Below are 13,814 nucleotides of genomic sequence, written 5' to 3'. Positions count from 1 at the left end.
CTGTGACCGAGCGCAGCACCCTTCCCGCCGCGCGGCCCGCCGCACCCGCCGCCGCCACGACCCTCGAACCGCGCAGCCGCCTGGTCATCAGCCTCCTGCTGGTGTCGGCGTTCGTCGTGATCCTCAACGAGACGATCATGAGCGTGGCGCTGCCCGACCTCATGCGCGACTTCGACGTCGAGGCGCACGTGGGCCAGTGGCTCTCGACCGCCTTCATGCTCACGATGGCCGTCGTCATCCCGATCACGGGCTACCTGATCCAGCGGCTGCACACCCGCACGCTCTTCGCCGCCGCGATGATCCTCTTCAGCCTCGGCACGCTCACCGCCGCGCTCGCCCCGACCTTCGCGGTCCTCCTGGCGGCCCGCGTGGTGCAGGCCGGCGGCACGGCCATCATGATGCCGCTGCTGATGACGACCGTGATGACGCTGGTGCCCCCGGCGATCCGCGGCCGGATGATGGGCAACATCTCGATCGTCATCTCGGTGGCTCCGGCCGTCGGACCGACGATCTCGGGCGTCATCCTCAACTTCCTCGGCTGGCGCTGGATGTTCTGGATCGTGCTGCCGATCGCGATCGGCGCGCTGCTCCTGGGCCTGCGCAAGGTCGAGAACGTCACCGAGCCCCGCTCCATCCCGATCGACTCGCTCTCGGTCGTCCTCTCGGTCTTCGGCTTCGGCGGCCTCGTCTACGGCCTGTCGAGCCTCGGCGAGGGCGGAGCCGCGGTCGTCGCGCCGTGGATCCCGTTCGTCGTCGCGGGTCTCGGCCTCGCGGGCTTCATCGCGCGCCAGCTGCTGCTGCAGCGCACCGACCGGGCCCTGCTGGACCTCCGGACCTTCTCCTCCGCGAACTTCACCATCGTCATCGCGATGATGGCGGTCAGCATGTCGGCGCTCTTCGGCACCCTGATCCTGCTGCCCCTCTACACGCAGAACGTGCTGGGCCTCACTCCGCTGGAGACCGGGCTGCTCCTGCTCCCCGGCGGCCTGCTGATGGGCCTGCTCGCGCCGTTCGTCGGCCGCGGCTACGACCGCTTCGGCCCGCGCGTGCTGCTCGTGCCCGGCTCGATCGTCGTCGCCGGCGCACTGTGGGGGTACACCCTGCTCGCGGCGGACTCGTCGCCCTGGTTCGTCCTCTCGCTGCACGTCACCCTCAGCCTGGGCCTCGCCTTCGTCTTCACGCCGCTGTTCACCGCCGGCCTCGGCTCGGTGCGCCCCTCGCTCTACTCCCACGGCAGCGCCATCATCGGCACCGTGCAGCAGCTGGGCGGCGCGGCCGGCACGGCGCTGTTCGTCACCGTCCTCTCGATCCGGTCGGCGGAGCTCGCGCAGGGCGGCGCCGACGAGGTCGCCTCCTACGCCGGCGGCATCCACTCCGCGTTCCTGTGGGGCGCGTCGATCGCGACGGTCGCGATCGTGGCCGCGTTCTTCGTCCGCCGCCCGGCGGAGTCGGACGCGCCGCTCCCGATGGCGCACTGAGCCGGGCGGGCCGACCCCGCCTGTTCACCTCCGCGTCACCCCGCCTCCCTACGGTGTCGCCCCGGCCGCCGCGCTCCCGATCGCGCGGCCGGGACGGAGACGAGACGTGACCGAGACGGCCGGCCCCCAGGACGTGCTCGACGCCGGAGCGGCCACCCCGCCTCCCCGCACGCTGGTCGACGTCCTCCGCGACACCGCGGAGCGCCACCCGGACGCCTCCGCGCTGGAGGACCCGGCCGGAGCGCTCAGCTACCGGGAGCTGCTGGCCCGCACGGTGCAGCTCGCGGGCGAGCTCACCACCGCAGGGGTCCGACGCGGCGACCGCGTCGGGATCCGCATGCCCAGCGGCTCCCGCGAGCTCTACCTCGCGATCCTGGCCGTCCTCGCCGCGGGAGCCGCGTACGTCCCGGTGGACGCGGACGACCCCGAGGAGCGGGCGCGCCTCGTCTTCGGCGAGGCCGCCGTCCGCGGCGTGATCACCGGCTCCGGCCGCTTCGAGCGCACCGGCGCCGACGAGCCGGCCGCGCGCCTGTTCACCGCGAGCGCGCCGCACCCGAGCACGGCGTCGATCCCGCTGCTGCAGCCGCCCTCGCTCGAGGACGACGCCTGGATCATCTTCACCTCCGGCTCCACCGGAACCCCCAAGGGAGTGGCGGTCAGCCACCGCTCCGCCGCCGCCTTCGTCGACGCCGAGGCGCGCCTGTTCCTCCAGGCGGAGCCGCTCGGCCCCGGGGACCGCGTGCTGGCCGGTCTCTCCGTCGCGTTCGACGCGTCCTGCGAGGAGATGTGGCTCGCCTGGCGGCACGGCGCCTGCCTCGTCCCCGCTCCCCGCTCGCTGGTCCGCAGCGGCATGGACCTCGGCCCCTGGCTGACCACGCACGGCATCACCGTGGTCTCGACCGTGCCGACCCTCGCGGCGCTCTGGCCCGCGGAGTCGCTCGAGAACGTCCGCCTGCTGATCTTCGGCGGCGAGGCGTGCCCGCCGGAGCTCGGCGAGCGCCTGGCCGTCGAGGGCCGCGAGGTCTGGAACACCTACGGGCCGACCGAGGCCACCGTCGTCGCCTGCGCCGCGCCCCTCGGCGGGCCTCCCCCGGTGCGCATCGGGCTGCCGCTGGACGGCTGGCGGCTCGCCGTCGTGGATGCGGACGGGCAGCGGGTCGGCGAGGGCGACGTCGGCGAGCTGGTCATCGGCGGGGTCGGGCTCGCGCGCTACCTCGACCCGGTCAAGGACGCCGAGAAGTACGCGCCGGCACCGCTCCTGGGCTGGGAGCGGGCCTACCGCTCCGGCGACCTGGTGCGCTTCGAGAGCGCCGGCCTGGTCTTCCAGGGGCGCGCGGACGACCAGGTGAAGCTCGGCGGTCGGCGGATCGAGCTCGGCGAGGTCGAGGCGGCGCTGCAGGCGCTCCCCGGAGTCTCGGGGGCGGCGGCCGCGGTCCGCACCACGGCGGCCGGCAACCAGGTCCTCGTCGGCTACCTGGCCCTCGCCGGCGGCCGGGAGCTCGACCGCGACGCGGCGCTCGCCCGCCTGCGTGAGGAGCTGCCCGCATCCCTCGTGCCGCTGCTGGCCGTGGTCGAGGAGCTGCCGACCCGCGTCTCCGGCAAGGTCGACCGCGCCGCACTCCCCTGGCCGCTCGCCGTGGGCACGACCGAGGACGCCTCCCTCGACCCCGAGGAGGCGTGGCTCGCCGCCCTTTGGCGCGACGTGCTCGGCGTGCCGGTCGACGAGCGGGCGAACTTCTTCGACCTCGGCGGCGGCTCCCTCGCCGCCGCCCAGCTGGTCGCGCGGATCCGCGAGCGCGACCCCGAGTTCACGGTCGCCGACGTCTACGCCCACCCGCGTCTCGCGGCGATGGCCGCCGAGATCCAGAGCCGCTCGACCGGCACTGCGGAGGTGTCCGCTCACCGCATCGCGCCGGTCCCCCTCCGGATGCGCGTGCTGCAGACCCTCCTCGGCGCACCGCTGCTCGTGCTCGGCAGCGCCCGCTGGGTCACTGCGATCCTCACCGTCACCGCGGTGCTCGACCTGGTGCCGGGGTTCGGCTGGCTGCCCACCGCTCCGCTCGCCGCGCTGATCCCCGCGTTCGCGCTCTTCCTCACGCCGTTCGGGCGGATGGGGCTCACCGTCCTCGCCGCGCGCACCCTGCTGCGCGGGATCCGAGCCGGAGACCACCCGCGCGGCGGGAGCGTGCACCTCCGGCTCTGGCTGGCCGAGCAGATCGCGTTCCAGCTCAAGGCCGTGAGCCTCGCGGGCGCGCCCTGGGTCGCCTACTACGCCCGCGCGCTCGGCGCCCGCATCGCCGACGACGTCGACCTGCACTCCCTCCCTCCGCTGACCGGGATGCTCACGCTCGGGCGCGGCGCCGCGATCGAGCCGGAGGTCGACCTCTCCGGCTACTGGATCGACGGCGACGTCCTGCGCGTCGGTGCCGTCCGGGTCGGCGCCGGCAGCACGGTGGGCGCGCGCAGCACGCTCCTCCCCGGCGCCCGGATCGGCAAGCACGCGCAGATCGAGCCGGGATCGGCCGTCTTCGGGCGGGTGCCGGCCGGGCAGCGCTGGGGAGGATCCCCCGCCCAGCGGCTCGGCAGGGCGAACGCCGGGTTCCCCTCGGAGCGCCCGGCGCGCCGCCCGGGCTGGGTCTGGGCGTACGGAGCGTCCGCGGTCGGCCTCGCGGCGGTCCCGGTCCTCGCCCTCGCGGCCGGGCTCGCCGTCGTGGCCGCCGCCGTGCGCGGCTCGGCCGGCCTCGGCGCCGCGCTCGGGCCCGCTCTCGCCGCCCTCGTGCCCGCCGTCGCCGTCTCCGGAGTCGTCCTCGCCGCTCTCGTCGTCGTCCTGGTGCGCCTGCTCGGCCGGGGCGTCGAGCCGGGCACCCACCCCGTGCGCGGTCGGATCGGCTGGCAGGTCTGGTCGACGGAGCGGCTGCTCGACTCCGCGCGGGTCCTGCTCTTCCCTCTCTACTCGGGCCTGTTCACCCCGGTCTGGCTGCGGCTCCTCGGCGCGAAGGTCGGACGCGACGTCGAGGCCTCGACGGTGCTGCTCCTGCCCGCGATGACGACCATCCGCGACGGCGCGTTCCTCGCCGACGACACGCTCGTCGCCTCCTACGCGCTCGGCGGCGGCTGGATGCGGCTCGCCCGCGCCGAGATCGGCGAGCGCGCGTTCCTTGGCAACTCCGGCATGGCCGCGCCCGGCCACACCGTGCCCGCCGGCGGACTCGTCGCCGTCCTCTCCTCCGCGCCCCGGAAGTCGAAGGCGGGCTCGTCGTGGCTGGGCTCACCTCCCGTGCGGCTGCGGCGCACCGTCGTCGAGGCGGAGTCGGCGCGCACCTTCCGCCCGGCCCGCCGACTCCGCGCGGCCCGCATCGCGTGGGAGCTCGGCCGCTTCGTCCCGGTGGTCGTCTCGGTCGCGATCGGCCTCGGCGTGGTCGCCGGACTGCTCGCGCTGATCCAGACGCTCGGGGCGGTGCTCGCCGCGCTCGTGGGAGGCGTCGTGCTGCTGGCCGCCGGGGCGGTCGCCGCGGCCGTCTCCACCGCCGCGAAGTGGATCCTGATCCAGCGGGTCGAGCCGAGCGAGCAGCCGCTGTGGTCCTCGTTCGTCTGGCGGAGCGAGCTGGCCGACGCCTTCACCGAGATGGTCGCCGCGCCCTGGTTCGCCCACGCCGCCGCGGGTACTCCGGCGCTGGTCTGGTGGCTGCGGAGCCTCGGCGCCCGGATCGGACGCGGCGTCTGGTGCGAGAGCTACTGGCTCCCCGAGGCCGATCTGATCTCGCTCGGCGACGGAGCGACCGTGAACCGGGGCTGCGTCGTGCAGACGCACCTGTTCCATGATCGAATCATGAGCATGGATCTCGTGAGCCTCGACGCCGGCGCAACCCTGGGCCCGCACAGCGTGATCCTCCCCGCCGCGCGGATCGCCGAGCACGGCACGGTCGGCCCGGCCTCGCTCGTCATGCGGGGGGAGCTCGTGCCCGCGGGCAGCCGCTGGAGCGGCAACCCGATCGGCCCGTGGCGCGAGGTGCGCGTCGCCGACTACCACGCGCCCGTCGCGTGAGCCCCGCGCTGACCGGGCTCGAGACCGCCGGCGACCCCTACGTCCCCGGCATCGGGAACACCGGCTACCGCGTCGAGTCCTACGACCTCGACCTCGACTACCGCGTCGCCTCGAACCGCCTGGCCGGCCGGGCCGTGCTGCGGATCGTCGCGCTGCAGCCGCTCCGGCGGTTCTCCCTCGACCTCTCCCGGCTCCGCGTGGCCCGCGTCCGGATCGAAGGACGCCGCGCCCGCCACGAGCAGGCGCCGCACAAGCTGCGGGTGTCCCCCGCCGAGCCGCTGGCCGCCGGCGAGAGCGTCGACGTCGAGATCGAGTACAGCGGCCACCCCGCCCCCCGCGCCACCCACTGGGGCGAGCTCGGCTGGGAGGAGCTGGAGGACGGGGTGCTCGTCGCCTCGCAGCCCTCCGGCTCCTCCACCTGGTTCCCCTGCAACGACGACGTCGCCGAGAAGGCTCCGTACCGCCTGCGCGTCACCGCCGAGGAGGGCTACGCCGTGCTCGCGAACGGGGTGCTCGTCGACTCGAGCGCCCGCTCCGGCCGCCGCACCTGGCTCTACGAGCAGCGCGAGCCCAGCGCCGCGTACCTCGCCTCGGTGCAGATCGGCCGCTACGCGATCGAGGAGCGCGTGCTCGCCGGCGTCGCGGTGACCCTCGCCCGCCCCGCCGCCCTGGCCGCTCGGGTCGCGCACGACTTCGCTCCGCTCGAGCGCATGCTCGCCCTGTTCACGCGGCTGTTCGGGCCCTACCCCTTCGCCCGCTACTGCGTCGTCGTCACGGCGGACGAGCTGGAGATCCCGCTCGAGGCGCAGGCGATGGCGGTGTTCGGCGCCAACCACGCCGACGGCCGCGGCGGCTCGGAGCGCCTCATCGCGCACGAGCTCGCGCACCAGTGGTTCGGCAACAGCGTGGGCATCGCCCGGTGGCGCCACATCTGGCTCAACGAGGGGTTCGCCTGCTACGCGGAGTGGCTGTGGTCGGAGGAGTCGGGCCGCGCCACCGCCGACGCCTGCGCCCGCCGCCACCACGCGGTGCTGCGGGCTGCGGCGCAGGATCTCGTGCTCGCCGATCCGGGGCCGGTCGCACTCTTCGACGACCGCGTCTACAAGCGCGGCGCGCTCACCCTGCACGCGCTGCGGCTCACCGTCGGCGACGAGCCCTTCCTCCGGCTGCTGCGGGAGTGGACGTCCCGCTACTCCTCCGCCGCCGTCACCGACGAGGAGTTCCGCGAGCTCTGCACCGAGGTCCTCGGCGAGGGCGTGGACGACCTGCTCGACACCTGGCTCCTCGACGAGGAGCTGCCGCCGCTACCGTCCCGGCGCTGACACCAGCGAGTCCGCGAGCGCGTCGCCGTGCTCGCGCCGCCAGCCGATGATGGGCCCGGCGCCCGCGTCCCCCATCGGCCCGAGGGCGACGCTGACCCGCAGCGCGGGGTCCAGCTGCGGCTCGGCCAGCCGGAAGCGGACGCCGTCGATCCGCGCCTCCGCCGCGTGGTGCGACTCGTGCACGTGCACCCGGCGCGGGTCGAGCTCGAGCCCGCGGCCGTCCGCCTTCAGCGCGGCCTCGATCCGGGTCCAGTGCAGGACGGGGTCGGCGGGGCGCATCCCGCCCGTGGCGAAGGGCGCCCCGGCGATGCGCGTGATCCGCTCCCCGCGCTCGGGCGTGCCCAGCGTCGGCTCCACATCGACGCCGACCGCACCGGCGCTGCTCGCCGCGACCACGACGGCGCCCGCGCAGTGCGCGATGCTGACCGACAGCAGCTCGAGCGCGATCCCGCGTCCCTCCAGCCGCGGCCGGCCGTGCGCGCCCCCGCAGCGCGGGCAGCACGCGACGACCCGGACCTCCGACGCGCGCGTCCCCGTGAGCTCGGCCGCGAGCATCCGCAGGAGCACCCGCCCGAAGACGAAGCGCTCGGCCGCCGACGCGGCGACCGTGCCGGCGTAGCGCTCGCGCTCCTCGTCGCTCAGCAGCGGCAGCAGCCGCTCGGCGTCCAGCGTCTGCTCGTCGAGCGCCAGCCAGCGCAGGTGCACCCCCGGCAGCTCCGCGCCGATCCCCGACTCCCCCATGTCCGTCCCCCCGGTCAGCTCGTCGCGGCGTGCTCGCCGCGCTCGTACACGTCCGCGGCCGATCCGACGATCAGCGGGTCCGGACCCAGCGGGCCCACGACCTCCTCGTCGCGTCCGTCGTAGTCGTAGAGGCTCAGGACGTAGCGCATGGCCTCGAGCCGGGCGCGCTTCTTGTCGTTGCTCTTCACGATGGTCCAGGGAGCGTCGGCGGTGTCGGTCGCCGCCATCATCGCCTCCTTGGCCGCGGTGTAGTCGCCCCACTTGTCGAGCGAGGCGAGGTCCATCGGCGAGAGCTTCCACTGGCGCACGGGGTCGATCATGCGGATCGTGAACCTGGTGCGCTGCTCCTCCGCCGAGACCGAGAACCACAGCTTCACCAGGTCGATGCCGTCGCCGACGAGCATCCGCTCGAACAGCGGCGTCTGGCGGATGAACTCCTCGTACTGCGCCGGCGTGCAGAAGCCCATCACGCGCTCCACGCCGGCCCGGTTGTACCAGGAGCGGTCGAAGAGGACGATCTCGCCGGCGGCCGGCAGGTGCGAGACGTAGCGCTGGAAGTACCACTGACCGGCCTCGCGCTCGGTCGGCTTCTCGAGCGCGACCACGCGGGCTCCGCGCGGGTTGAGGTGCTCGGTGAAGCGCTTGATGGTGCCGCCCTTGCCCGCGGCGTCGCGCCCCTCGAAGACGACCACGAGCCGGCGCCCGTGCTTCTTGATCCAGTTCTGCAGCTTCAGCAGCTCGATCTGGAGGAGGCGCTTGCCCGCCTCGTACTCCTCGCGCGACATCCGCTCGTCGTAGGGGTAGCCCTCGCGCCAGGTGTCGATCTGCGTGCCGTCGCGGCGCAGGAGCACCGGATCGTCGTCGTCCTCGTCCAGCACGACGAGGTCCCGCGCGTCGGCGGGTGTGAGCGTGCGGAGCAGCTCGGGAGTGGGACGGAGGGCGTCATCGGCGGTGTCGGGCACGGAGGGACGCTAGTGCGCCCGTGCGACGCTCCGGTGAACGGCGGGTATCCCCGCGTCTGCGAGGAGGACGGTGGGACGGGCTGCCGCGCCGATCGCGGTCCCGGCCGCCGGATGCGCAGGCTGATCACGACGGCTGTGCGCAGCCGAGGCTGCAGTGCTCGATCCGGGGCGTTCCCGCGAGGATCGACCGGCTCCGCCTCGTCTCGGGACGGCGTCAGCCGGTGAACGCCGCAGGAGGCAGGTCGGTCTCGCCGTCCTCGACCGCGTCGAGCAGCCGGTCGACCACGTCCTGCGGCGCCAGACCCGCGCCGAAGCGGGGCGCGTCTCCCGCGAGCGGGTGCCGGGACAGCTCGGTCTCGGTGTGGCCGGGACGCGCGTCGAGCAGGAGGACGCCCGCCCGCTTGTACTCGCGGGCCGAGGCCTTCACGAAGGAGTGCAGTGCCGCCTTCGAGGCGGAGTACGCGGCGAGGCCCGCGGTCGGAGCCTCCGCCACCACGCCGCTGATGGTCAGCGCGAACGGCTCTCGCCCCTCGCCCGCCGACGCGACGAGCGACGGCAGCGCGGCGGTCAGCACCCGGATCGGCGCCAGCGCGTTCACCTCGACGAGCTCCTCCAGAACGGCCGGATCGAGCTCGGCGGAGGGCCCGAAGGCCACGACGCCCGCGGCCACGACGACGCCGTCGAGGCGCCCGTGCCGCTCGAGCACCTCGGCGACCACGCGCCGGGGCTCGTCCTCCCCGCGCAGGTCGGCGACCAGGGGTGCCTCGCCGAGCGCCGCGCAGTCGCGCCCCGACCGCACCGCGACGGCACCGCGCGCCTCCAGCGAATCGGCCAGGAGGCGGCCGAGGCCGCCCGAGGCTCCGAGGACGAGGACGACGGCACCGTCGAGACGAGTCATGTGGCGAGCCTAGACGGGTGCGCTGGCGCGGATCGGCACTACCGTCCGAGCGACCGGGCCCCTACCGTGAGGCCCATGACACGACTGCAGAGCCGTGCCGTGCTGCACCGCCTGCTCGAGGTCCTCGAGGATCCCGCCCCCGTCCCCATCGGCCACGCGCGTCACGTCCGGATGCTCGTCCGCGAGGCTCTGGAGTGGATCGCCGGCCCTCGGGCGCACGAGTCCGGTGCGTGGAGCGGCCCCGCTTCGGGAGAGCCCGCGGCCGCGCTCGCCCCCCAGGATCCCGCCGCCACGGACCCGGGTCTCTGACGCTCCCGCCCTCCTCGTAGACTCGTTCGCCGGAGGAACGGGGGGGGTCGATGGACGAGGGTGCGCCGGCGGGCTGGTACCGCGACGAGGCCGATGCGGCCGAGATGCGCTGGTGGGACGGCAGGCGGTTCACCGGGGCGCGCCGCTCCGCGCAGGACAGTGCCGCGGTGGTGCGGGACGCACCCGTCACCCCCGTCACGGAGCGCGTCGTCTACCGCCTCCCGAACGCCGACGGCGCCCCGAGCGTCGACGCCCTCGCCGAGGCCGAGCGGATCGAGGAGATCGCCGATCTGATCGGCCGCACGCTCGAGCAGGGCGAGATCGACGAGCGGACCCTCGAGGTCGACCTGATCCCCGAGCCCGACCACCCCACCGGCCTCGACGCCGTCTCGGTCCGGGCCGGCGGCCGCGTCCTCGGCTACCTGCCGAACGCCTCCGCCCACCGGGCCGCTCTCGACCGGGTCGTGGCGAGCGGAGCCGTCCCGGTCACGACCGCGCGCCTCCGGGTCGAGCGCGGCGAGGAGGGCCTGCGGGCCGTCCTCCGCGTCGCCCTCGTCGCCCCCGAGCTGCTCGTGCCGCTCAACGAGCCGCCCGTCGAGCGCCACTCGATCCTCCCCTGGTCGCGGGGCCTGCCGGTCCTGCGCGAGGACGAGCACTTCGCCCGCCTCTCGACGGTCGTTCCGGCGAGCGGCCGCGGCCTGCTGCTGGTGACCCTGCACCCGGCCGGCGACCTCGTCGAGCTCCGTCTCGACGGCGAGCGGGTGGGCGGGCTCTCCCCGACCCTCTCGGCGGATTTCGCCCCGACCCTCCGCCACCTCGCGAGCCTCGGCCTCACCGCCGCCGCCTACGCCTCCCTCCGCGGATCCCCGCTGAAGGTCGAGCTCACGCTGCAGGCCGCGAAGGCCGCGGAGCTGCCCGCCGAGTGGGTCGACGGCCGTCCGGTCACTCTCCCCCGACTCCTCCCGCCGGCCCGGACCTACACCGTCCCGCCCTCGTACACGGCGCCGCTGCGTCCCACTCCCCGCAGCTCGGAGGCGGTCTCCCGCTCGGTCCGCCGGACCGTCGCCTGGGTGGTCGTCGGCGTCTGCACCCTCGTCGGGCTGTCGAGCTGGCTGATCGGGGACGTGCTGAACTGACGGGGCGGGGCGGACGTCCGGGGATGTGACCGGCCTCGTGTCGGACTCCCGGGGTCGGCGATCCCGCACCTCCGTGCAGAAGCGCCCGGCTCGCGGATCCGGGGATCCGAGCGAACCGGGCGCCTCGAGCCGAGCGCGGCCGTCCTACACGTTGAAGCGGAACGTTGGTGCCGGTGTAGCGGGTGGTTGTGAAGGACAGGAATCCGCGAGATACCGGGCTTCTGAGCGTTGGTACTGATGGTGCGAACCCACCGGGAACTGGGGTTCTTGCGGACTCGCTGCGGACTGCAGAGTCCTGCGGGTCGCCCACTACGCAGTACACCCATGGGCCAAGAAACATCGGGCGATCCCGTCTGCGTCTACGTCGACAGAATCGTCCAGAGGGAACGCGCCATGGAGGGAAAGGCAGGACGCCAACTAGGCATCGGTTGTTCCGTTTCTAGGACAGCCCGCGGGCCCCCTCCTGGTTCGAGGTACGCGCCACGTTCGGACCCCTCGTCAGGAACTAGCGCCACTCGAGATCATCGGGGTCACTAGGATCGCGCCATGAGACGCCTTCTTCCGTGTATTGCCATCGTTTTCGCGCTGGCGGGCTGCACTGCTCAGCCGGCCGAGCCGGCAGTGACGGTGACCGTGACGCCTGAAGCAGAAGCGACTCCGACTCCGACGCCGACGCCGACATCCACAATGCGGCTGACGACCAACGGTGCGCCCTATCGAGCCGACATGGACGAGACGACTCGCGTCTACGCGGAGGCCGAGTTCATCAACGCGGTAAACACGCACATCCCGGAGACGGCTTCGTTCACCGACGCTTCGCTCCTAGGCGCAGGAAGTGCCTTCTGCGACTCCATGGACCGCGGGGACTCGTTGCAGGCCGGCTTCATCGTTGTCGCGGGCTTGCTCCCGAATCTCCCGAGCACGGACGCCGTGGCGTACCTGTCCTCGGACGCGTCCCTCTGGTTGTGCCCCGAGCATGCGCCCGGAGCTACCGGCTAGTGCGTGATCGCCTGATCGGAACCGACCCGTCCGACGGTGTGATCCTCCACCGCGTCCGCAAGGCCGAGCACGCGATGGAGGTCCCCTCGCCGGCTGAAGTCGGAGCGATCCTCGCTGCGGCGGAGGATTGGTTCGAGCCGTTCGTCGCCCTCGCCGCTTTCGCCGGCCTGCGTATAGGCGAGGCCGCGGCGGTGCAGCTCGCGGACGTGGACTTCCTGCGTCGGCAGCTCAGCGTCCGTCGTCAGGTGCAGCGATCCGGTCCGGGCGAGATCGCGGTCACTCCTCCGAAGTACGGGTCCTTACGTGTCGTGTTTCTGCCGGACGAGCTGCTGCTCCTACTGAGTCGGCACGTCGAGCAGATCGGGGTCCGCGGCGACGAGGGCTGGCTGTTTGTCGGGGACCGCGGACTTCCGCCGCATCAGAATACGGTCGGCTACTGGTGGCGCCGGACGGTCGAGCGTGCAGGCCTCGAGCCGCTGCGACTGCACAATCTCAGACACTTCTTCGCGTCGGGACTGATCGCCGAGGGCTGCAACGTCGTGACCGTGCAGCGCGCGCTCGGACACGCGAAGGCGACGACGACCTTGCAGACGTATTCGCATCTCTGGCCGACTGCTGAGGACCGCACGAGGGCCGCGGCGAGCAACCTCATGCGAAGCTCTGTCGTCGCTCCTGCGGACTCTGTGCGGACCGGCGAGCCTACAGCCCAGTCATTACGCGGGCAGTAGGGCCGTCCTACACGTTGAAGCGGAACTCGACGACGTCGCCGTCCTGCATCACGTAGTCCTTGCCCTCGATGCGGGCCTTGCCCTTCGCGCGGGCCTCGGCGATCGAGCCGGTCTCGACGAGGTCGTCGAACGAGATGATCTCGGCCTTGATGAAGCCCTTCTGGAAGTCGGTGTGGATGACACCGGCGGCCTGGGGCGCGGTCCAGCCCTTCCCGATGGTCCAGGCGCGCGTCTCCTTCGGGCCGGCCGTGAGGTACGTCTGGAGGCCCAGGGTGTCGAAGCCGATGGTCGCGAGCTGGTTGAGGCCCGACTCCGTCTGGCCGGTCGACTCGAGCATCTCGGCGGCGTCGGCCTCGTCGAGGTCGATCAGCTCGGACTCGATCTTCGCGTCGAGGAAGATCGCCTTCGCCGGCGCGACGAGGGCCGCGAGCTCGACCTTCCGGGCGTCGTCGGTCAGCACGGCCTCGTCGACGTTGAAGACGTAGATGAACGGCTTGGCGGTCAGCAGGCCCAGCTCGCGGATCGGCTCCAGATCGATCGAGGAGGCCGACAGCGGCTTGCCCTGGTCGAGGAACTCGCGCGCCTTCTTCGCGGTCTCGACCACGATCGGCTCGATCTTCCTCCCCTTGAGCTCCTTCTCGTAGCGGGCCTCGGCCTTCTCGAGGGTCTGGAGATCGGCGAGGACCAGCTCGGTGTTGATCGTCTCCATGTCGCTGGCGGCGTCGACCTTGCCGTCGACGTGGACGACGTCGGAGTCCTCGAAGCCGCGGATGACCTGCGCGATCGCGTCGGCCTCGCGGATGTTCGCGAGGAATTTGTTGCCCAGGCCCTCGCCCTCGGACGCGCCGCGCACGATGCCGGCGATGTCGACGAAGGAGACGGGCGCCGGGAGGATGCGCTCGGAGCCGAAGATCCCGGCGAGCACCTCGAGGCGGGAGTCGGGCAGGTTCACCACACCCACGTTCGGCTCGATCGTCGCGAACGGGTAGTTCGCCGCGAGCACCGTGTTCTTGGTCAATGCGTTGAAGAGCGTCGACTTGCCGACGTTGGGGAGACCGACGATTGCGATAGTGAGAGCCACGGGCATCTATCCTACGGCGTGGCGGCGGATGAGCCAGCCGGCGCGGTCGACGACGCGGCCGTCGCGGACCTTCACGAGCCCGACGGAGCAGGCGGAGGCCCCGTGCGAGTTGGCG

At 73.2% G+C, this 13,814-nt stretch carries 11 protein-coding genes and 1 pseudogene; 7 read left to right on the top strand and 5 right to left on the bottom strand.

Translation table 11 applies throughout. The features are described 5' to 3' along the window. The first annotated feature begins 2 nt into the window (after positions 1-2). The 3 genes from C5B98_RS02495 (at position 3) to C5B98_RS02485 (ending at position 6,845) form a co-directional block, all read left to right on the top strand. Entirely contained in the window at positions 3-1,478 is a 1,476-nt protein-coding gene (locus C5B98_RS02495; RefSeq protein ID WP_104222964.1) for a DHA2 family efflux MFS transporter permease subunit, read from the top strand. A 106-nt stretch (positions 1,479-1,584) separates the two neighbouring features. Then, positions 1,585-5,523 carry a Pls/PosA family non-ribosomal peptide synthetase gene (locus C5B98_RS02490; protein ID WP_181065440.1) on the top strand — a complete coding sequence of 1,313 codons (3,939 nt, stop codon included), beginning with the start codon at positions 1,585-1,587 and terminating at the stop codon, positions 5,521-5,523. Further along, on the top strand, positions 5,520-6,845 hold the full coding sequence (locus C5B98_RS02485; RefSeq protein WP_258063163.1) for a M1 family metallopeptidase: 1,326 nt from the start codon (positions 5,520-5,522) through the stop codon (positions 6,843-6,845). The genes C5B98_RS02490 and C5B98_RS02485 overlap by 4 nt, the downstream gene beginning before the upstream one ends. Here the strand turns inward: C5B98_RS02485 and C5B98_RS02480 are convergent. From C5B98_RS02480 to C5B98_RS02470, 3 genes are all read right to left on the bottom strand, one after another. Beyond that, the gene (locus tag C5B98_RS02480) at positions 6,828-7,586 is read right to left on the bottom strand and encodes a 4'-phosphopantetheinyl transferase superfamily protein (RefSeq protein ID WP_104222962.1); all 759 of its coding nucleotides are present in this window, start codon (positions 7,584-7,586) and stop codon (positions 6,828-6,830) included. The two genes, C5B98_RS02485 and C5B98_RS02480, sit on opposite strands and share 18 nt — an antisense overlap. A gap of 14 nt (positions 7,587-7,600) precedes the next feature. Then, entirely contained in the window at positions 7,601-8,461 is an 861-nt protein-coding gene (gene ppk2 / locus C5B98_RS02475) for a polyphosphate kinase 2 (RefSeq protein WP_258063176.1), read from the bottom strand. 301 nt (positions 8,462-8,762) lie between these two features. After that, a complete protein-coding gene (locus C5B98_RS02470; protein ID WP_104287605.1) occupies positions 8,763-9,446 on the bottom strand; it encodes an SDR family oxidoreductase in 684 nt (227 codons plus the stop codon). A 75-nt stretch (positions 9,447-9,521) separates the two neighbouring features. On the opposite strand from C5B98_RS02470, the gene C5B98_RS02465 reads away from it, so the two are divergent. The 4 genes from C5B98_RS02465 to C5B98_RS02450 all read left to right on the top strand — a co-directional run bounded on the left by C5B98_RS02465 (position 9,522) and on the right by C5B98_RS02450 (position 12,618). After that, positions 9,522-9,755 (top strand): hypothetical protein, encoded by a 234-nt coding sequence (locus C5B98_RS02465; RefSeq protein WP_104287606.1) that lies wholly within the window; start codon positions 9,522-9,524, stop codon positions 9,753-9,755. A 50-nt stretch (positions 9,756-9,805) separates the two neighbouring features. Further along, complete coding sequence (locus C5B98_RS02460) at positions 9,806-10,891, top strand: DUF2510 domain-containing protein (RefSeq protein WP_104287607.1); 1,086 nt, start codon at positions 9,806-9,808, stop codon at positions 10,889-10,891. Between the two features lie 726 nt (positions 10,892-11,617). After that, positions 11,618-11,890, top strand: coding sequence for a hypothetical protein (locus C5B98_RS16800; protein ID WP_104327257.1), 273 nt, complete (start codon positions 11,618-11,620; stop codon positions 11,888-11,890). Continuing rightward, the gene (locus C5B98_RS02450) at positions 11,890-12,618 is read left to right on the top strand and encodes a site-specific integrase (RefSeq protein ID WP_258063420.1); all 729 of its coding nucleotides are present in this window, start codon (positions 11,890-11,892) and stop codon (positions 12,616-12,618) included. The genes C5B98_RS16800 and C5B98_RS02450 overlap by 1 nt, the downstream gene beginning before the upstream one ends. Positions 12,619-12,625: 7 nt before the next feature. Here the strand turns inward: C5B98_RS02450 and ychF are convergent, their stop codons facing one another. Both ychF and C5B98_RS17185 read right to left on the bottom strand, forming a co-directional pair. Then, a complete protein-coding gene (gene ychF, locus C5B98_RS02445) occupies positions 12,626-13,699 on the bottom strand; it encodes a redox-regulated ATPase YchF (RefSeq protein WP_104255102.1) in 1,074 nt (357 codons plus the stop codon). 24 nt (positions 13,700-13,723) lie between these two features. After that, positions 13,724-13,814: pseudogene (locus tag C5B98_RS17185) on the bottom strand (DNA polymerase III subunit epsilon); the annotation flags it as partial.

Source organism: Rathayibacter sp. AY1A5, assembly GCF_002930875.1.
In the GTDB taxonomy this organism is placed as follows: domain Bacteria; phylum Actinomycetota; class Actinomycetes; order Actinomycetales; family Microbacteriaceae; genus Rathayibacter.
This window is presented reverse-complemented; position numbering and strand designations above follow the sequence as displayed.

Coding starts and splice junctions, on each gene's coding strand:
- C5B98_RS02480 (WP_104222962.1), bottom strand. CDS start 7,586: ATGGGGGAGTCGGGGATCGGCGCGGAGCTGCCGGGGGTGCACCTGCGC.
- C5B98_RS02470 (WP_104287605.1), bottom strand. CDS start 9,446: ATGACTCGTCTCGACGGTGCCGTCGTCCTCGTCCTCGGAGCCTCGGGC.
- C5B98_RS02465 (WP_104287606.1), top strand. CDS start 9,522: ATGACACGACTGCAGAGCCGTGCCGTGCTGCACCGCCTGCTCGAGGTC.
- C5B98_RS02460 (WP_104287607.1), top strand. CDS start 9,806: ATGGACGAGGGTGCGCCGGCGGGCTGGTACCGCGACGAGGCCGATGCG.
- C5B98_RS16800 (WP_104327257.1), top strand. CDS start 11,618: ATGGACGAGACGACTCGCGTCTACGCGGAGGCCGAGTTCATCAACGCG.